This is a genomic window from Bifidobacterium margollesii, assembly GCF_002860355.1.
In the GTDB taxonomy this organism is placed as follows: Bacteria; Actinomycetota; Actinomycetes; order Actinomycetales; family Bifidobacteriaceae; genus Galliscardovia; species Galliscardovia margollesii.
In genome coordinates this window covers 1-18660 of record NZ_NMWU01000008.1, presented here as the reverse complement: position 1 = coordinate 18660, position 18660 = coordinate 1, and the positions used below count along the sequence as shown (strand labels likewise).

Genomic DNA, 18660 nt, shown 5'->3' with positions numbered 1-18660 from the left:
ATGACGACGTGAGATTCCCGTAAACGGGAGGAAAGGCGGGATCCTTGAGAATCGCTGCATTCGAGGTGCGGGACGACGAACGGCAATCATTCGACGATGAGGCGAGAAGGCTCGGAGTCGAGGTCGCGCTGCATGAGGAGAAGCTGGAGCCCGGCAATGCGACGATGGCCGAAGGCTTCGACGGTGTGAGTACGCTCGGCTTGAGCCGGCTGGATTCAAGCCTGCTGGAGACGTTGGCAAGACAGGGCGTGAAGGTGGTGGCCACCCGAACCGTGGGATACAACCACATCGATCTCGACGCGGCGAAAAGACTCGGCATCGCCGTGCTCAACGCCGACTATGCGCCGAACGGCGTGGCCGAATATGCGGTGATGTTCATGCTCATGGTGCTGCGCAACTACAAGCCGTCGCTGTGGCGTGGGCAGGTCTACGACTTCTCCCTGAAGGGGCTGAGGGGGCGGGAGCTCCGTAACCTCACCGTCGGCGTGATGGGCACAGGCCGTATCGGCGCCACGGTGATTCGATGCCTCACCGGCTTCGGCTGCCGAATCCTCGCCTATGATCCTCATCCGAACGATGCGGTGGCGAACCACGCCGAATACGTCGATCTGGAGACGCTGTACCGTTCCAGCGACATCATCACCCTGCATATGCCGTTGCTGCCATCCACGGAACACATCATCAACCGCGATACCATCGCCCGCATGAAGGACGGCGTGGTGCTCATCAACTGCGCTCGCGGAGGTCTGATGGATCTGGAGGCGCTGATCGACAACATCGAATCAGAGAAGATCGGCGGTCTCGGCCTCGACACGGTGGAGACCGAGGAGGATCTGATCCATCGCGATCGTAGAACCGACATCCTCACCAACCGCGGTGTGGCATATCTTCGGCAGTTCCCCAACGTGGTGATGACCCAGCATATGGCGTTCTACACCGATGCCGCCGTGCACAGCATGGTCAACTGCTCGGTCGAAGGCATTCGTTCCGTCCTTGATACGGGAACGTTCCGCACGCGCATCGCCTGAGCCGAAACAGGGCGAAACGGGAAACGGGCCGAAACGGTAATCCGAGCCGCGCAAAAGCGGCAAAAGCGAAGAGCCCACCTTCCATGAGGGGAGGTGGGCTCTTCGCCTATCGGATGCGATGGGGATGGCCGAACGCTGCCGGCGGTACGCTACTTCTCCGCCGCGGCGCGGACGTAATCCTCCATGCCGTCGATCTCCACCACGTCGCTGAAGCGCACCTCGGCGGTCTCCAGCCCCCGCAGAGCGGACGGGGCCTTCGTGCCGGTGGCTTCGGCAAGCACGTCCATGCACTCGAAATCGGTGCCGGTGGCGTCGAGCCCGAGCGATTCGTTCACCACGCGGGGGAACTTGTAGGGGCTGGCGGTGCTCAGCAGCACGCGCGGAGTCAGCGGGTCGCGCGGCATCTGCTGCATCACGAAGTAGCCGCAGGCGGTATGCGGGTCGATCACATACCGGTTCCTCTCCCAGCAGTCGCGGATCGATTCGCGGACCTGATCCTCGTCGGCCCAGCCGCAGCCGAACAGCGAACGGATGCGCTTGAGCATCGGTTCGGGAACCTCGAACGCACCCCATTCGTTCAGATCGTTCATCAGCATGGAGATCAGGCGGGTGTCCTTCTCCGAGAAGTAGTAGAGCATGCGCTCCAGATTCGAGGAGACGAGAATGTCCATCGAGGGGGAGATGGTCTGGAAAAACGGACGCTGACGGTTGTAGGTGCCGGAGGTGAGGAAGTCGAACAGCACGTTGTTCCTGTCGCTCGCCACCACCAGATGCTTCACCGGCAGTCCAAGCAGCTTGGCGTAGTAGCCGGCGAGAATATCGCCGAAGTTACCGGTCGGCACGGTGAACTCCACCTCGTCGCCCACATTGATCACCTGATCGGCGAGCAGCTGCGCGTAGGCGGCGAAATAGTAGACCACCTGCGGCACCAGACGGCCCACGTTGATCGAATTGGCGGACGACAGCACGGTATGGGAATCAGCGGAGAGCTCCTCGGCCAGCTCCCGATCACCGAAGATGCGCTTGACGGCCGACTGGGCGTCATCGAAATTGCCCTTTACCGCACACACATTCACATTGGAGCCGGCCTGCGTGGTCATCTGCAATTGCTGCACCTGACTGACCTTGCCTTCCGGATAGAACACGGTGATCGCGGTGCCCGGGGCGTCCGCAAAGCCGGCGAGCGCGGCCTTGCCGGTGTCTCCCGAAGTGGCGGTGAGGATCATGATCCTTTCAGCCGCGTCGCCGTCGGCAGACGTGGTGCGGGCCATGAAACGGGGGAGGATCTGCAGCGCCACGTCCTTGAATGCGCTGGTCGGTCCGTTGAACAGCTCCAGCACGTAATCGTCGCCTAGCGGCTTGAGCGGCGTGATCGACTGGTTCGACCACTGATCGCCGTAGGCCTCGCGAATGCAGTCGGCAAGTTCCTCGTCGGTGAAGTCGGGCAGCAGCTTCGACAGCACCATCTGTGCGATCTGCTGGTACGATTTGCCGGCGAGCGAGGCGATGTCCACATGCTCCTCGCCAAGGGAGTCGGAGACGAACAGGCCTCCGTCTTCGGCGATGCCCTTGCGGATCGCCTGCTTGGCGGTCAGGGAGTCGGTGGTGCTGCGAGTGCTATGGAAGGTGCTCACGAATTCATCCTTCGGATCGGCGGAACAATATCAGGCAAAACCACAGTCTAGCCGTAAGCGTGGGCATCGGCGTGGGGCGTCCACGCCTGCGGATGGGCTTCCTGCGCGGGTTTCGATCATGCGACTGGGCAAGGAGACGAACAGCGTCTACACTGGGCGGGTATGCCCCGGACGTCGGATGCCCGGCAACGCCCCGCACATCCGGCTGCGTCCGAAGACGGGCGGCAGTACCTAACATCAAAGGAGACGATCATGGCTTCGCAGCTTGCACAGACACCCGACGACGCGTTCAACGCGCCGATCTCACAGACCGATCCGGAAATCGCCGAACTGCTCGACGCCGAACTGCATCGTCAGCAGGACGGTCTGGAGATGATCGCCTCCGAGAATTTCGTGCCCCGCTCCGTTCTGCAGTGCCAGGGATCGGTGCTCACCAACAAGTACGCCGAGGGATATCCGGGTCGTCGCTACTACGGCGGATGCGAGCAGGTGGACAGGATCGAAACCATCGCCCGCGAACGAGCCAAGGCCCTGTTCGGTGCGGAGTACGCCAACGTGCAGCCCCATTCCGGCGCGCAGGCCAATGCGGCCGTGTATCAGGCGCTGGTCAAGCCCGGGGACACCGTGCTTGGTCTGGCGCTTGACCACGGCGGGCATCTGACCCACGGTATGAAGATCAATTTCTCGGGTCGCTTCTACCACGCCGAAGCCTACGGTGTGAATCCCGAGACCTTCCGCATCGATCCGGAGATCATTCGCCAGCGTGCGTTGGAGACCCATCCGGCCATGATCATCGGAGGCTGGAGCGCCTACCCGCGCATCGAGGACTTCAAGGCCATGAAGGAGATCGCCGACGAGGTCGGTGCGAAGTTCTGGGTGGATATGGCCCATTTCGCCGGTCTGGTGGCCGCCGGTCTGCATCCCAGCCCGGTTCCGTACGCCGACGTGGTGAGCTCCACCGCCCATAAGACCTTCGGCGGGCCGCGTTCCGGCTTTATTCTGGCCCGTCAGGAATACGCCAAGAAGCTCAATTCCGCCGTGTTCCCCGGGCAGCAGGGTGGCCCGCTCATGCATGTGGTGGCTGGAAAGGCCGTGAGCTTCAAGGTGGCGGGGACGCCGGAGTTCAAGGACCGTATGCAGCGTACCCTCGACGGCGCGAAGATCCTCGCCGAGCGTCTGCTGGCCGATGACGTGAAGGCCAACGGCATCTCCGTGCTCACCGGCGGCACCGACGTGCATCTGGTGATGGTGGATCTGCGCAACTCCGAGATGGATGGCAAGCAGGGCGAGGATCTGCTCGCCCGCTGCGGCATTACCATCAACCGCAACACCGTGCCGTTCGACCCGCGTCCCGCGTCCGTGGCCTCCGGTCTGAGGATCGGCACCAGCGCGCTGGCCACCCGCGGCTTTGGGCCCAAGGAGTACGAGGAGGTCGCCGACATCATCGGCACCGCGCTCGCGGCCGGCACGGGGGCCGATGTGGATGGTCTGCGCGCCCGGGTCGACAAGCTCGTCGAGGACTTCCCGCTGTACCCCGGCCTCGATCAGATCCACTGATTTGTTCGCCGGCCGTTCGGGTCGTCGTCCGGCCGCCGCAGGAAGCGCAGGCTCCGTCGGCGGCCGATATGAGCAGGATCACGTTTCCATTCGTGTCGAAGTCCGACGAATGGCGGTCAATCCCGGTTCCCTGAGCTAATCTGAACATTATGACTGATGAATTGAGCGAAAAGACGTTCGCCGCGGTATGCGCCATGGCCGATGATGCGGCATGCGCGCAGCGGACGCTGGCGCGTTCCAGTACGGATCTCAAGAACGGTCTGCTGCTCGACGTGGCCGATGCGCTTGAAGACCATGCCGCGGACATCGAGGCCGCGAATGCGCTGGATATGAGCGATGCGGCCGATTCGGCAATGAGCGTGGGGCTGCTTGACCGTCTTCGGTTCGATGCGGATCGCATCGCGTCCACCGCCGAAGGGGTCCGTCATGTGGCTTCGCTGCCCGATCCGGTGGGCACGATGGTCCGTGGTTGCAACCTACCCAACGGCATGCGTCTCAATCAGGTGCGAGTGCCGATCGGCGTGGTGGGCATGATCTACGAGGCCCGCCCCAACGTGACCGTGGACGTGGCGGCATTGTGCCTCAAGTCCGGCAACGCCGTGCTGCTGCGCGGAGGCCATGCGGCACGACGCACCAACGAGGCCACGCTTGGCGTGATCGCCCGGACGCTGGCCGATCACGGATTCGACTCCTCGCTGGTCGCCAGCGTCGATGCCTTCGGTCGGGAAGGCGCCACCGCACTGATGCAGGCGCGGGGACACGTCGATCTGCTGGTTCCCCGAGGAGGTGCGGGGCTCATCCGCGCCGTGGTGGAGAACGCCAAGGTGCCGGTCATCGAAACCGGTGCCGGCAACTGCCATATCTACGTGGACGCCCGTGGCGATCTGACCAAGGCCCTGCCCATCGTGATCAATGCGAAGACGCAGCGTGTGGGCGTGTGCAACGCGGCGGAGAAACTGCTCGTGCACCGGGACGTCGCCGAGGAGTTCCTGCCGGTGGTCGCCAATGAGCTGAGTCGTCATGGGGTGACCATCCACGCCGACGAAGCATCCCTCGCCATCATCACCGCGGTCGGCATCGACGATCTGCGGATCGTGCCCGCCGAAGCGGCCGACTGGGACACCGAATATCTCGACTACGAGATCGGCATTCGCGTGGTGGACGACCTCGATTCGGCCATCGACCACATCAACGCCCATTCCACGGGACACACCGAGGCCATCGTCTCGGAGGACTATTCGGCGATCGAGGAGTTCACCCAGCGAATCGATTCGGCCGTGGTGATGGTCAACGCCTCCACACGATTCACGGACGGGGGCATGTTCGGCCTTGGGGCTGAACTGGGCATCTCCACGCAGAAGATGCACGCCCGCGGCCCGATGGGACTGGAGGAGCTCACCACCACCAAATGGATCGGGTACGGCACCGGTCAGATACGTCCGTAGAAGGAACACAGGAGAACGATCGTGAACGAGGAGAACATGGCCGATACGACGAACGGCGACGAGCCGAATCCGTGGCTGCGCATCACGGCTGAACGTCTGAGTCTGGTCCGCTACGTCTTTCTGGTGCAGATCGAGGACGGCATCCCCACGGCGGCGCAGCGTTCCGCATTGGAATACGCCGACGCCGTGCTGATCGGATGGCCCGACGCCGCGGCCCCGGACGTGGCGATCCTCGATGAGCGCCAGCAGCGCGACGCCGAGACCCACGTCAGGGTGATGGAGGAGTACATCGACAAGTTCCGCGAATGCGAGAAGCAGGCGGACATCGACGGGATGACCGATATCCTGATCCGCATCTCCGAACGGGTCGCCGAGATCCGAAAGCTGTTCCAGCCGGACTTCCCCCTGCCCACCTTCGCCGAGATCCGACGCGTCGTGCAGGAGGAATGGGACGAGGACATGGGCAAGATCGACCCGCACGCCTCCGGGACCGCCAGCGAGATGGAGCACGAGACCCTGACCGAGGATCTGGAGCATGGGCAGCGGACGGCGGAGGCCGGGGCATGAGCGATTCCACCCCATTGGCGCAGCCGCAGGCCCGCACGATGTCGGAGCTCGATGCCGCCGGAACGCCGTTCCGTCGTCCGTCCGCACGGGGCAACCATCATTCGGTGCCGCGCATCGGCATCATGGGCGGCACCTTCGACCCGATCCACAATGGGCATCTCGTGGCCGCATCCGAGGTCTCCTGGGTCTACGACCTCGACGAGGTGATCTTCGTGCCCACGGGAAGGCCGGTGTTCAAGCTCGACAAATCCGTGACCAATGCCGAGGACCGATACCTGATGACCGTGATCGCCACGGCATCCAACCCGAAGTTCACGGTGTCGCGCGTCGATATCGACCGTCCCGGAGTCACCTATACCATCGATACGCTGCGCGACATTCGTGCCGCAAGACCGGACGCCGAACTGTTCTTCATCACCGGGGCCGACGCGGTGGCCGAGATCATGCGGTGGAAGGATGCCGAGGAGATGCTGCGACTGACTCGATTCGTGGCGGTTTCGCGTCCCGGATACTCCTCTGATCTCAGGAAATTGGACGTGCCGACCCGCTGCGTGGACATGCTGGAGATCCCCGCCCTGGCCATCTCCTCCACCGATGTGCGTCGTCGAAGCGAACAGGGCGAGCCCGTGTGGTATCTCGTGCCGGACGGCGTGGTGCAGTACATCTCGAAACACGGGCTGTACCGATGAGGTCCTTCTGTCGTAATCGGTGGGTAGACTGACGGATTGTCAACAAACCAACATACACGTTTGGAGATACGGTGAGCGCAATCCTCGAAGGAAAGCCCGATAAGAACCTCATACTGGTGACCGGAAGAGCCCATCCGAAGCTGGCGGCGGACGTGGCCGATCAGCTGGGGATCGACGTTCTGGAGACCACCGCCTACGATTTCGCGAACGGAGAGATGTACGTCCGCTACACCGAATCGGTTCGAGGAGCCGACGTGTTCGTGCTGCAAAGCCACACGACGCCGATCAACAAGTGGATCATGGAACAGCTCATCATGATCGATGCGGCCAAGCGTGCATCGGCCCGTTCCATCACCGCGGTATGCCCGATGCTCGGCTATTCGAGGCAGGACAAGAAGCACCGCGGGCGCGAGCCCATCTCCTGCCGTCTGATCTTCGACCTGCTGGCCACCGCCGGCGCCGATCGCGTGATGAGCGTCGATCTGCATGCCGCCCAGTCCCAGGGATTCTTCGACGGTCCGGTCGATCATCTCATCGCCATGCCGGTGCTGGTCGACTACGTGCGTGACCGTCTCGACCTCGACAATGTGATCGTGGTCTCCCCGGATGCCGGCCGCATTCGCGTGGCCGAACAGTGGGCCCAGCGTCTTGGCGGCGGCCCTCTGGCCTTCGTCCACAAGACCCGTGACATCACCCGTCCCAATCAGGCCGTGGCGAACCGTGTCGTCGGCGACGTCCGGGGCAAGGATTGCGTGCTGGTCGACGATCTCATCGACACCGCCGGCACCATCGCCGGTGCATGTCAGGTGCTTAAGGATGCCGGTGCGAAGTCGATCACCGTCGCCGCCACGCACGGCGTGCTGTCCGATCCGGCCGTCGAACGCCTGAAGAACTGCGGTGCCCGTGAGATCGTGCTCACCGATACCGTGCCGATTCCCCAGGAGAAGCGTTGGGACGGTCTGACCGTGCTCTCCATCGCGCCGCTGCTGGCCAGCGCCATCCGCGAGGTGTTCAACGACGGTTCCGTGGCCGAACTGTTCGACACGTATCCGACTCACCACGGACAGGGATTCCTCTTCGCGTGACTGGATTTCGGGCGGACGCGAAGCGCCGGTGATCAGGAATCTGCCGGGTCGCGCGTGACATATTCGCGGGTTCATGGCATAATAATCACTCGGCGGTTTCCGCCCGTTCCCCCATGGTGTAATGGCAGCACACGGGTCTTTGGAACCCTTTGTCTTGGTTCGAGTCCAGGTGGGGGAGCTTGAAGGGTGCCGGTCGCGCTCGGATGACGTGTCATCCGGTTGCGTGGCCGGCTTTTTTCGTTACGTCCGACTTTTCGTCGGGAAAGATGTTTAGGAAAGGATTTGATCACCATGGCATTTAGCGCGGCAATCGTTCTCGCGGCCGGCGAGGGCACCCGTATGAAGTCCGCAGACCCGAAGGTGCTGCACACGCTGGCGGGCAGGACGTTTCTCAACAGGGTGATCGACGCCATTCGTGCGCTCGATCCCGAAGTGCTCGCCGTGGTGGTTCGCTATCAGGCCGAGCGGGTGGCGGCCGCCGCGAAGTCCTACGACGATGACGTGACCATCGTCAGGCAGGACGATATCCCCGGTACCGGCAGGGCCGTGCAGTGCGCGATGGATCAGCTTGCCGCGGATGGGGAGCTCGGCGGTTCCGTGCTCATCGCGGCGTCGGACATGCCGCTGCTCGACACCGAGACGCTGCGCGGGCTGATGCGGTTCCATGCGGAATCCGGCAATTCCGCCACCGTGCTCACCACGCTGCTTGACGACCCCACCGGCTACGGCCGCATCATCCGTGACTCCGGTGGCCAGGTGCTGCGGATCGTGGAGCAGAAGGATGCCAACCCGCTGGAGCTCGCCGTCCGCGAGGTGAACACCTCGGTGTACATGTTCGACGCCAAGGTGCTTGCGCGGGCCATCGCCGATCTTGACGACGACAATGCCCAGGGGGAGTTCTACCTCACCGACGCGCTGGAGAAGGCCAAGGAATTCGGCGGGGTGGGGGCGTACGCCGCTCCCGATGCACTCGCCGTGGAGGGGGTGAACGACCGTGTGCAGCTCGCTCGACTCGCCAAGGCTCACAACGTGCGTGTGTGCGAGCGTTGGATGCGCGACGGGGTGACGATTCTCGATCCCGAAACCACATGGATCGAGGATGATGTGAAGCTCGACCGTGATGTGACGGTCCTGCCGGGCAGCTTCCTGCAGGGCAGGACGGTGGTGGCTTCCGGCGCGGTGGTGGGCCCGTACACCACGCTGATCGACGCCGTGATCGACGCCGACGCGCATGTCGAGCGCTCCCGCGTGCAGGGCACCCATATCGGCCGCGCCGCCAACATCGGTCCGTGGACGTACCTGCGTCCCGGCAACGAACTGGGGGAGGAGACCAAGGCGGGCGCCTTCGTGGAGATGAAGAAGGCCCACATCGACAACGGCACCAAGGTGCCGCATCTGAGCTACGTGGGCGACGCGCACATCGGCTCGCACACCAACATCGGCGGTGGCACCATCACCGCCAACTATGACGGTGTGAACAAGCATCATACCGAGATCGGATCGAACGTGCATGTGGGTGCGGGCAACATGTTCGTGGCTCCGGTGACGGTGGGGGATGGCGCGACCACGGGTGCGGGTTCGGTGATTCGCCATGAGGTCGCCCCCGACACGGCGGTGTACTCCGAGAACACTCAGCATGTGATCGAGGGTTGGCAGCCGCCGACCAAGGACCAGGACTGAGCGTCCGGATAATTGGAAAGTCATCAGGGAAAGGTGTGTTCGTGACAGCAGCGCAGGATTCGATCGATGCCGTACGCATAGCAGCGCAGGCGGCCGATTCCATCAAGGCCAGGGACATCGTGGCCTTCGATGTTTCGGAGCCGCTCGGCATCACCGATGCGTTCGTGATCGCATCGGGATCGTCGGACCGTCATGTGGTGTCCATCGCCGATGAGATCGAACGACGGCTATCCGAACAGCGGGGGATCAAACCGCTGGAGAACGAGGGTCGCGATCAGGGTCAATGGGTTCTGCTCGACTACGGCGATTTCGTGGTGCATGTGATGTATCAGGAGACGCGTGAGTACTACGATCTGGAACGCCTGTGGAAGGACTGCCCGATGATATCCCTCGGTTTGGCCCACCCCGAATCCTCCGAGCAGGTTTCCGTGCATGATCCGGCCGGAGCGGGATCGGAAGAGCCGGAAGACTCGGAAGACTCGGAAGACGAGGAACGGTCATGACCGGCGAGGGGAGGCATGTCGGCTCGATCACGTTGGTCCGGCATGGACGCACGGCATTCAACGCGGAGGGCAGGCTTCAGGGGCAGTCGGACATCGCCTTGGACGAAACCGGACTGTGGCAGGTGGAGCAGGCAGCCGAGGCCTTGCGTCGGCTGTATGTCGAAGGTGTCGGGGAGAAGCGTCGACAGGTGGTGGTGAGCTCCGATCTGAAACGCGCGCTCCAGACCGCGCATGCGTTCGCGGATCCGCTGCATGTGCCGGTGCAGACCGATGATCGGGTGCGCGAGCGCAATTTCGGCGAATGGGAAGGCATGACCCTGCAGGACATCCGGGAGCGGTGGCCTGAGGACTATGCGGACTGGGCCGAATTCCGCGGCGGTGAGATGCACCACGGCGCGGAGGCGAAGAGCGACGTCGGTGCGCGTGGCGTGGCCGCTCTGGAGGAGTGGAGCGGCCGGTACGACGGTGATACCGATCTGTTCGTGTTCTCCCACGGCGCCTGGATTTCCCAGACCCTCCAGACCCTGATCGGCCTGAGCGAGGTACATCCGGATTTCGCCGGTCTGCTTTCGATGCGCAATGCGCACTGGGCCCGTCTGCGTCCTTTGGACCGTGCGGGCGGTAATGTTCGTTGGCGTCTGGAGACCTTCAACACGGGTCCCGCCATCGCCCAGACCTCGGGATGGGAGGATCCGCGTCTTCCCTGAGGGTTGTGTCGCCTCGGGCGTATGGGGGGGTGCGTCCACCGTTCCCGTGAATCGAACGTTTTGTATGAAGCGTGTGATGGTTTGACCGAACTTGACGGGAATTCACGTAACGGTCAGAAAACACTCATATCCTGATCGGCGGAACGGTACGCAAACCATTCGTTTAAGGGAACAATGTTCAGGAAGTACTTTAAGAACATATCCGTGGTGCCTGTTACCGCAGGTGCCCTTGCGGCGGTTACGTCACTGCTGATGTCGGCGAAGATCGGCATCGCCGGTTCGCTCATCGGCACGGCCGTGGGCTCGGTGGTCGCCTCCGTCTCGTCGCAGATCTATCAGAACGTGATGAAGGAGACCGGAAAGAAGATCCAGGAGAAGGTGGAGATGGTGACCGGTTCGGATTCGAAGTCCGACGAGGAGGGGCAGCCCAGAACGCCGCGCGTGGCCGGATCGTCCGGAGCGGCGGCGTTGGAGGCGGAGCCCACCATCGCCATGTCAGCCGTGGAGGACCCCTCCGCCGTCACGGATGGGCGAACCACGACGATGCCGGCACTGAACGGCGCTGCGGGCATGTCCGGGTCCGTGGATTCGACCGCACGATCCGGAGAGACGACGGTCATGCCGGCCGTTGCCGGTGCGACCGGCAAAACCGGCGACGAGACCCGTGTCCTGGGTGTCCCGGGGGAGACTGCGGTGGATGGCACCCGCGTGATGCCCGCTCTCGCGGGAGCTCGGACGACCGGAGCCGCGGCATCCCCGTCGAGACGCCTCGGCCATGTCGCCGGGCACGTCAGCACGCTGCACGTCGGCGGATCGAAGGCGCCGATCAATCGCAAGGCGCTGATCGTGGCCATCGTCAGCGCGCTGATCGCTGTCGGAGCCACGGCCGGGGTGGTGCTGGCACTGACCAACGGCGAAGGCACCGACGACGTGGTGAAGAACATCGTCACGCCGACGCACAGCAGAACCGTGAGCACACCCACGCCATCGCAGACATCCGCCACACCGACCCAGCAGCCGTCGCAGACGGCCACACCGACGCAGGATCCGACCCAGACCGCAGGCTCCTCGACGAACGACGGCACCGGTAGCGACACTTCGAACGGCGGAACCACCGGAACCGATACGTCGAACGGCGGCACGTCGGAGAACGGCAGCGGTTCGACGTCGAATAGCGGAACCAGCGGTTCCGATTCGGCCGGCAATTCGGGTTCTGGCGACTCCGATTCTGGCAATGCCAATTCCGGCACGACCGGCAACTCCGGTTCGGATGGATCGAATTCCAGCTCGAATTCCTCCACCGGCAACTCCGGTTCAAGCGGTACGTCCTCCGGTACATCCGGTACCAGTGGCAGCACCAACTCCGGTACGTCGGGAACCGACAGCAACTCAAGCGACGTGGAATCAAGCGTCATCGAATGATCGTCGGCGCTGAGGCTATGTATTGTGGCGATGCGGTTTGCCTGACGATCGGTTCGTCGGATAAACCGCATCATCACGGGCGACTCGCCGGAATTGCGCAGATCGTCTTCACGTTGTAATCTATCTCAGGTCCGAACGGGCCGGTCAGTGAGACTGATCCGTGGTTTTCGGGGCTATGGCGCAGCTGGTAGCGCATCTCCATGGCATGGAGGGGGTCGGGGGTTCGAATCCCCCTAGCTCCACGAGCAGGGTTCCGGGTATATACCCGGAACCCTTTTTCATTTTCATCGTTCCGTCTATTAATCGTTGGCCGAACCAATCATGAAGTCCTATCCTTGGTCGATCCGTTCATCTATGCCATGAAAACGGTCTCCTGATGATCGGATTCGCCAATCAAGGGTAATCAGGGCCAAATTCCGATGGAGCAGGACGCAAAAATCATGATCTGCACGCTACTCCATCGAAAACCAGCGACGATGTCTTCGCGATCCTTGTAATCATGCGGTTTTGGGGTTTCGCCGATCCTGGTCTTGATGGACTGGCGCGCATTTCGCGTGGAATGCACGCTAATCCACGGAGCGCTCTGTCCTATGAAGCGGTCCTGAATACGACGCCGTACGCGTTTTTCAGCGTGGTACCGGTATCGCGGCTGCCCAGATGAAAACGACTGCCAATGACAATGGCGGCCTTTCGGTCTTCGGCGCAGGAAAGAGGAGAGTCCGTAGTCCATATGATGCCGAACGAGGCAAGGTGGTCAATCCCGGCTTTTCGTTCTGCTGGTCCAGTCATCGTAGGGCTCGAACCTGGCCCTGTGCTTGTAGGGGTTGAAGATCTGCTCGGGCATGGGCCCGTAGACGAGCACGATTTCGGGTTCGAGGGTCTTCATCATGGCGTCGAGACCGGCCGCGAACTCGTGCTTGTCGTCCGCGGTCCTGATGCACCCGTAGGTGCCGATGGCGACGATGCCGTGTTTCTCCACGCCGAGGAACGCGAGTCGTTCCGGCAGCGCCTCGGTGGTGTAGGTCAGGCTGTTGCCCCAGCGAATCTGCGGAATCACGTATGCGCCGCGGGATTGGTAATAGTACCCGATGGCACGGCTTCTGTAGACGTTCGCAATCTGCACGGCGAGCGGCGCGTCCCGGTAGAGCGAACAATCCGGGCTGATGAGCGGACGCCGTCGGAATTCGTCGGCGAACCGTTCGGGATCGATGAGCACGTCCGCGAATTCGGTGTCCATCTCGTAGAATCCCACGGCGAGGGTCGGATCATCGTCGCGGGCTCTCTTGCTGAACGGAATGATGTTCGAGGGGATGACGAATTCGGCTGGCCGTTTAATGACGGGGATGCCGAGGACTCCGTCGAAATCGGCGCCCGCGACGAGTTCCGGGTTCATGCCGTCGTCGATGGTCGCCTTGCGTCGGGCCGGACGTTGCGGTTGCTGCTGCGCTGCGGCGTCGTGGTCGCCGACATCTGTCGGCGCGTCGTTCAGGCCGGGGATGTCGAACGGCTGCTGTTGGAGCTCATGGGTCATTGGCGTTCCTTGTGGTCGGGGTTCGTGTGTGGCTGCGGTTCCCGGGATGGGCTCGCCGTATCGGTGCGGGTGTCGCAGTCGTCTTCGTTGGCTTCTCGTTGGCGCCAGCGTTCGACGGCGGCGATCATCTTCGGGTCGGCTTCGGCCGCGTAGTAGGGGTGGTAGTAGATGTTCGCCTCGGGGTATCCGGATGCGGGCAGGATGCTGATGCACAGGTCGTCCAAGGCGCATGCGGCCTTGTATGGTGCGTTTTCGAAACCTACCCGGTAGTAGAGGTAGCCGAGGAATTCGTACGGGTCGGGGATTGTTTTGCTCTGCCAATCGAATCCTTCGAACAAGTCTATTGCCTTGGTGACATCCTCTATGGTTTTGCATTCGGTTTGCACGTAGTGGAAGAATGCTTGTCTGACGGCATCCCACCCGTACTCGTCCACCAGACTATTGGATTGGTCTTCCAGAGTGTCCCATTCTTTGTGTGACATGGAATTTGAATCATGCTCAAACATTTTTTTGATACGGATGTTGAGTTGCATGTCGTTATTCATTTCTTCCTCCAAGTAAAGTTCTTGCTGAAGAGATCGTGGTTCTTATTGTAGATTTTGCGTAAGGAGGCCTTCACCTTGTCCATGGATTTGGAGCTTGGCCGGTAGTGACCGCTCTGGTCGTCGAAGGACACAATCTGTCCATTTTTGAATTTCATGATGCCGGCTGCCTGCACCACGGGGTCCTTGCCGCCGATCAATGTGGGATGCGGTGATCGGCCGTTCGAGTTGTATGGGTTCCGTCGTTTGCCGAAGATGATGCGTCCGTCTATAGTTAGCGCATACATAAAATCACCTCCGGCTTTCTCGCCTTCGAACATGATGGAGTCGCCTTTGATGGCGTGTTCGAGGTCGGTGCGGGTGGGGTTTTTGAAGTAGCCCCTGCCCGGCTTGTAGATGCCGGCTTTCCTGTCGAGTTCCAGCATCGATTTCACGACGTGGTAGGTCGGCTGGTACGGCTGTGACCCGCCGCTGCTGTAGGCGCCCTTGTATCCGCTGCCCATTGGCTTCCTCTCCTTTCTGTCGTTGCATGAGGTCGTACTTTCAGGTTGCCGAAATAGGGAAGCTTGACCGTTAGGAATGCGATAGAATGCGATAGAACGCGATAGGAGGGCGTCGATGGCCTCGGAAACGGATTTCAGTCGATTGATTTCTCGTCTTCGTCCTTTGATGAAGGGCACGCGAGATCTTGGCGAATTCACTATGAACCTCATTGACATGGGGTTGAAGACGGCCGATTCCGATCAGGAGGAACGCTCTGCTGCATCCATACGTAAAAAAGCACATGGAAGAGCTACGCAAACGGAACCAGCCCGTTGTCTAGGATGGTTGCCAGTGAGCTTGCTGGTAGATGGGATTCATATCGTTTTGAAAGTAATTGCCTAAAAACCTATGAAGAGGGGGCATTCAATGATCTGGCTCTTTCCCTCCACCAGGGGAATCCGAAGATCAACAAGGGGAATGTTGTTCGAGAAGTGGGCAATTCGTTGTATGAGATATTCAGAGAGGCCGCCGGCCAAGAGAAAGATGCTTTTTCTGATCCGATAAATCCTGTCGAAAAGGCCGTATCTACGGGAACCCCATATTATGATGCAAAGAAAAATCGGATTTGGCTCGGTGATGATTCCGTTCGAGCTTCCGGTAAGACGCGTGTTCCAAAGGACATTCAGACGGAAGAGCTTATATATGTCAAGGCTCTTACCCGTGCGTATTGCGAAAACAGCAGCATTGATGGCAGGGAGGTTCAGGTTGCTGATATTCCCGACCGCTACCAATCCCATTTCCAAGATCAGCGCAAGGCATTTTTCGCTGCAGAATGGCTGAAGGAGACTTCGTGGAATTGCTTTACTGACGATAGACCATTGTTCGATGAGTTCCTTGATGAAATATACGAAGGAGTCTCCGATACGAATCTGGATGAGTACTCATCGCAGGTTAAGCGGTTACTTGCCACATTGAGCCAGTCGGCCAGAGTGCAGCTTAATTCCATTACGCTCAACCATATCGAAGGGTTGATTGATATACGGTGTCGGAAAGGCGCGTGTCATGAATTGGTGAACGATAGCAGACTCAGTTGGGAGGAGTGACCGTGGTTGATTCCATCCTCGATACACCGGAAGAGACTGGATTACGCGTACTGTTGCTTCTGCGAGTACTTGATTCGCCAGCAAGTTGTGATTATTTGGCCGCATTGGATACGCTTGTCGTCAATGCCAGGACATTGAAAGTGGCGTCCGTTGATCTTAACGGGACTCACCGTTTGGCTGCTGGGGAAATCAGTCGTCGAATTGTTCTTGTGAGACAGTCGCTTAAGCCACTGACCCTCAAGGGACTTGTATCCTGTGATGGCTTCGAGTTCAGCCTCTATACGCTTACTCTAGAGGGGATTCGCGTTGCTGATGCAATGACTTCCGTCTTCGCAAAGAAGCTTGTTTCCCTGACTCGTGGGATTCTCAAGCGATTAGGAAAATCCGAGGAAAAGGAATTGATCGCTTATATTGCATCCTGCTCTACTGAAGGAGTCCGATGATGTGCCCTTCATTTTGGATTTCATCGTTAACTGTTTCCGGGCATCCTACCAGAAGGGATTCGACATTAACGTTCAGTCCGGGATTGAATGTAATCTACGGGCCTTCCGATACTGGCAAATCGTGGATTTTGCAATGCATTGATTATATGTTTGGGAAGGCGGCACAGTCTTTCGTACTTACAGCGAACAGCGGATACGATCAAATCAGCATGAATGTTGAAACACCTCGAGGACGCATCACGCTTCGGCGTCCAATCGGTGAGAGACAAAATGACATCGAAGTGACAAGCAATGATCAGCGGATTGTATCTGGTACCTATAAGCGCGATACGAAATCGAATCGGTATCTGCCGATTTCCCATGTGTGGTTGAAACTCATAGGATTTGAAGATCCGGATGCTATGCAGGTGATTCGCAATCAGGATATGCAAGGCGCATCCCTGACTTGGAGAACATTCCTTCCGGCTATTTTTGCTGACGAAACATCTATCGACCGATCCCGATCCATTTTACTTCCTGAGCAGGCGACGGCGGTGACACAGTTTAAATCCGCTCTGGCAATGCTCATAACGGGTAAAGACTTTACGGCTGAAATTCGTGATGAACCCATGAAAACAAAGGAGCGGAAGAACAATGCCATCATTGAATACCTGGAGCGTCAGCCTCAGACAATACGGGACCGCATCAGGCTTATCGATCAGACATTAGGCGATGATGACGAGAATTTAGAAAACCATGTTGATGAATTAGTGGTCGAGAGTGACAGAGTGAAGCAGGCTCTGCGGGAAGCTGCTTCACAGGGTCGGCAGGTTGTTTTGAAACTACAGTCTGTGCAGGAATCAATTGCCGAATCCGAAATGCTCAGACAACGGTATCTGGAGCTTGTTTCCTCCTATCAGGCGCGTCTGGAGCGATTGGACTTTGTGAATGAGGGGAGAAAGCTGACCGCTCAGTATCCCATTCCCATGATTTGCCCTACTTGTGATCAGGCAATTCCTGCGGCTGTGCAATCCGCGGTTGCTCCTACCGGAAGACGAGAACACGCCTTGCTGGAGGCCAAGTTGCGTGATCTTAAGACGACTCTGCACGAGCTGGATGCGGAACGGCAAAAGAAGATTGATGAGGAACAAAGACTCCGAAGATGTTCTGATGACATTACCTCTCGTATAGACACGGAGCTTTCGCCGCGATTTAACAAATTGAAAGATGCGATAGAGAATCATGACGCCGCTGTCTCTATGCGAGTTGAGCGCAAACAGCTCATTGATCGTCTTCGGGATGTGGAAGAGGAGCTGGAAAGGCGTCGAGCATCTGTCTTCGTCCGAGACAAATTCAACATACTTGATTACTATCCAAAGGATTTCTGTAAGGATATGGGAGACTTGCTGTTGAACACCTTGGGAGCCTGTGCATTTCCTAATCTACGAAAGGCGGAGTTCGGAGGTCTATCGTTCGACGCGGTGATCAATGGCAAGATGAAGTCTGAGGAGGGGAAGGGATATCGTTCGTTCATCAACACTGCGGTCATGCTCGCCATGCATGATTATCTTGCGTCGTCGCATTCCCGGCATGCACTTCCGATTCTTATGATTGATACCCCGTTGCTTGGCCTCGATGATCCACAGCCGGATCCGGAACTTAATGTAATGCGTGAGACCGTGCCAAAGGCGCTGTATGAATATCTTGCGGCCAGGAATGATATTGGTCAGACGTTTATTGTGGACAATGATAAGTTCATGCCGGATGTAAGCGAAGTGGCGGAACAATGCCATATCATCCGTTTTACCAAGCGAAAGGATGAAGGACCCGGATTCAATTTGTAAGTGCAACACTCGTCTCTGGGTGGCTTGTCTTTGACATTACCTTGCCGAGCTCGCGGTACCAAACCTCGTTGGGCGTTTCCCAGCCCAGGACCTTCAACGGGGTGTCGTTGATCTCGTCGACGATGGCCTGCAGGTCCGCATCCGACAGGTCGTCGAAGCTGGTCCCCTTGGGCAGGTAGCGCCGGATCCGGCCGTTGCGGTTCTCGTTCGTGCCCCGCTGCCACGAGGAGTACGGGTCCGCATAGTAGGTGAGCATGCCCAGCGCCTCGTCCACGAGCAGGTGGCAGGAGGACTCCGTGCCGTTGTCCCACGTGCGGTCGATGCGCGCGGGCGCGGGGATCCGGCTGTAGATGTCGTATTCGGCGCGCGCGGTCGCCAGCGCGCTCTTGTCGGGGATGAACCGGGCGAACAGCTTGCG

The 18660-nt window shown here is 59.8% G+C and carries 18 protein-coding genes and 2 tRNA genes; 15 read left to right on the top strand and 5 right to left on the bottom strand.

Translation table 11 applies throughout. The features are described from left to right. Positions 1–44 precede the first annotated feature (44 nt). Positions 45–1028 (top strand): D-isomer specific 2-hydroxyacid dehydrogenase family protein, encoded by a 984-nt coding sequence (locus Uis1B_RS02755; protein ID WP_101615352.1) that lies wholly within the window; start codon positions 45–47, stop codon positions 1026–1028. A 149-nt stretch (positions 1029–1177) separates the two neighbouring features. Here the strand turns inward: Uis1B_RS02755 and thrC are convergent, their stop codons facing one another. After that, positions 1178–2662: a threonine synthase gene (gene thrC / locus Uis1B_RS02750; RefSeq protein ID WP_101615351.1), complete on the bottom strand. Its 1485-nt coding sequence runs from the start codon at positions 2660–2662 to the stop codon at positions 1178–1180. A gap of 249 nt (positions 2663–2911) precedes the next feature. Between thrC and glyA the strand changes: the two genes are divergently transcribed. The 11 genes from glyA to Uis1B_RS02695 all read left to right on the top strand — a co-directional run bounded on the left by glyA (position 2912) and on the right by Uis1B_RS02695 (position 12559). Next, positions 2912–4219, top strand: a complete 1308-nt coding sequence (glyA, locus tag Uis1B_RS02745) for a serine hydroxymethyltransferase (RefSeq protein WP_101615509.1) — start codon at positions 2912–2914, stop codon at positions 4217–4219. A 149-nt stretch (positions 4220–4368) separates the two neighbouring features. Further along, a complete protein-coding gene (locus Uis1B_RS02740; RefSeq protein WP_101615349.1) occupies positions 4369–5664 on the top strand; it encodes a glutamate-5-semialdehyde dehydrogenase in 1296 nt (431 codons plus the stop codon). 36 nt (positions 5665–5700) lie between these two features. Further along, positions 5701–6231 (top strand): phosphoribosylglycinamide synthetase, encoded by a 531-nt coding sequence (locus Uis1B_RS02735; protein WP_243390238.1) that lies wholly within the window; start codon positions 5701–5703, stop codon positions 6229–6231. 38 nt (positions 6232–6269) lie between these two features. After that, entirely contained in the window at positions 6270–6920 is a 651-nt protein-coding gene (gene nadD, locus Uis1B_RS02730; protein ID WP_423734852.1) for a nicotinate-nucleotide adenylyltransferase, read from the top strand. 71 nt (positions 6921–6991) lie between these two features. Then, positions 6992–8005 (top strand): ribose-phosphate diphosphokinase, encoded by a 1014-nt coding sequence (locus Uis1B_RS02725; protein ID WP_165782700.1) that lies wholly within the window; start codon positions 6992–6994, stop codon positions 8003–8005. A gap of 107 nt (positions 8006–8112) precedes the next feature. After that, positions 8113–8183, top strand: a tRNA-Gln gene (locus tag Uis1B_RS02720). A gap of 113 nt (positions 8184–8296) precedes the next feature. Then, positions 8297–9685: a bifunctional UDP-N-acetylglucosamine diphosphorylase/glucosamine-1-phosphate N-acetyltransferase GlmU gene (gene glmU, locus Uis1B_RS02715; protein WP_101615341.1), complete on the top strand. Its 1389-nt coding sequence runs from the start codon at positions 8297–8299 to the stop codon at positions 9683–9685. Between the two features lie 41 nt (positions 9686–9726). Beyond that, positions 9727–10188 (top strand): ribosome silencing factor, encoded by a 462-nt coding sequence (rsfS, locus tag Uis1B_RS02710; RefSeq protein ID WP_101615507.1) that lies wholly within the window; start codon positions 9727–9729, stop codon positions 10186–10188. Beyond that, a complete protein-coding gene (locus tag Uis1B_RS02705) occupies positions 10185–10895 on the top strand; it encodes a histidine phosphatase family protein (RefSeq protein ID WP_101615339.1) in 711 nt (236 codons plus the stop codon). The genes rsfS and Uis1B_RS02705 overlap by 4 nt, the downstream gene beginning before the upstream one ends. A 174-nt stretch (positions 10896–11069) precedes the next feature. Further along, on the top strand, positions 11070–12317 hold the full coding sequence (locus Uis1B_RS02700) for a hypothetical protein (protein ID WP_133124811.1): 1248 nt from the start codon (positions 11070–11072) through the stop codon (positions 12315–12317). A gap of 169 nt (positions 12318–12486) precedes the next feature. Next, positions 12487–12559 (top strand) — tRNA-Ala (locus Uis1B_RS02695). Positions 12560–13071: 512 nt separating this feature from the next. On the opposite strand, the gene Uis1B_RS02690 is transcribed toward Uis1B_RS02695, so the two are convergent. From Uis1B_RS02690 to Uis1B_RS02685, 3 genes are read right to left on the bottom strand one after another with little or no spacing between them, the layout of a single operon-like run. Next, positions 13072–13848: a DUF4417 domain-containing protein gene (locus Uis1B_RS02690; protein ID WP_165782699.1), complete on the bottom strand. Its 777-nt coding sequence runs from the start codon at positions 13846–13848 to the stop codon at positions 13072–13074. Further along, on the bottom strand, positions 13845–14393 hold the full coding sequence (locus Uis1B_RS11965) for a hypothetical protein (RefSeq protein ID WP_165782698.1): 549 nt from the start codon (positions 14391–14393) through the stop codon (positions 13845–13847). Before Uis1B_RS11965 ends, Uis1B_RS02690 begins: the two co-directional genes overlap by 4 nt. Continuing rightward, a complete protein-coding gene (locus Uis1B_RS02685) occupies positions 14390–15070 on the bottom strand; it encodes a hypothetical protein (RefSeq protein WP_165782697.1) in 681 nt (226 codons plus the stop codon). Before Uis1B_RS02685 ends, Uis1B_RS11965 begins: the two co-directional genes overlap by 4 nt. 144 nt (positions 15071–15214) lie before the next feature. Between Uis1B_RS02685 and Uis1B_RS02680 the strand changes: the two genes are divergently transcribed. Genes Uis1B_RS02680 through Uis1B_RS02675 form a run of 3 tightly spaced genes read left to right on the top strand, consistent with a single transcriptional unit; the run spans position 15215 to position 18242 of the window. Then, entirely contained in the window at positions 15215–15976 is a 762-nt protein-coding gene (locus Uis1B_RS02680) for an ABC-three component system protein (RefSeq protein ID WP_341476246.1), read from the top strand. Between the two features lie 2 nt (positions 15977–15978). Beyond that, a complete protein-coding gene (locus Uis1B_RS11820; RefSeq protein ID WP_133124810.1) occupies positions 15979–16419 on the top strand; it encodes an ABC-three component system middle component 2 in 441 nt (146 codons plus the stop codon). Further along, entirely contained in the window at positions 16416–18242 is a 1827-nt protein-coding gene (locus tag Uis1B_RS02675; protein WP_207763364.1) for an ATP-binding protein, read from the top strand. The genes Uis1B_RS11820 and Uis1B_RS02675 overlap by 4 nt, the downstream gene beginning before the upstream one ends. On the opposite strand, the gene Uis1B_RS02670 is transcribed toward Uis1B_RS02675, so the two are convergent. Next, positions 18232–18660: IS30 family transposase (locus tag Uis1B_RS02670; protein WP_133124809.1), on the bottom strand; the 429-nt coding region annotated here is incomplete at its 5' end. The two genes, Uis1B_RS02675 and Uis1B_RS02670, sit on opposite strands and share 11 nt — an antisense overlap.

Bases quoted from the DNA above. Each gene is read 5' to 3' on its own strand.
- Uis1B_RS02680 (WP_341476246.1), top strand. From the start codon at position 15,215: ATGGTTGCCAGTGAGCTTGCTGGTAGATGGGATTCATATCGTTTTGAA.
- glmU (WP_101615341.1), top strand. From the start codon at position 8,297: ATGGCATTTAGCGCGGCAATCGTTCTCGCGGCCGGCGAGGGCACCCGT.
- Uis1B_RS11965 (WP_165782698.1), bottom strand. From the start codon at position 14,393: ATGAATAACGACATGCAACTCAACATCCGTATCAAAAAAATGTTTGAG.
- Uis1B_RS02675 (WP_207763364.1), top strand. From the start codon at position 16,416: ATGATGTGCCCTTCATTTTGGATTTCATCGTTAACTGTTTCCGGGCAT.
- Uis1B_RS02705 (WP_101615339.1), top strand. From the start codon at position 10,185: ATGACCGGCGAGGGGAGGCATGTCGGCTCGATCACGTTGGTCCGGCAT.
- Uis1B_RS02735 (WP_243390238.1), top strand. From the start codon at position 5,701: ATGGCCGATACGACGAACGGCGACGAGCCGAATCCGTGGCTGCGCATC.
- nadD (WP_423734852.1), top strand. From the start codon at position 6,270: ATGTCGGAGCTCGATGCCGCCGGAACGCCGTTCCGTCGTCCGTCCGCA.
- Uis1B_RS02740 (WP_101615349.1), top strand. From the start codon at position 4,369: ATGACTGATGAATTGAGCGAAAAGACGTTCGCCGCGGTATGCGCCATG.
- Uis1B_RS02700 (WP_133124811.1), top strand. From the start codon at position 11,070: ATGTTCAGGAAGTACTTTAAGAACATATCCGTGGTGCCTGTTACCGCA.
- Uis1B_RS02690 (WP_165782699.1), bottom strand. From the start codon at position 13,848: ATGACCCATGAGCTCCAACAGCAGCCGTTCGACATCCCCGGCCTGAAC.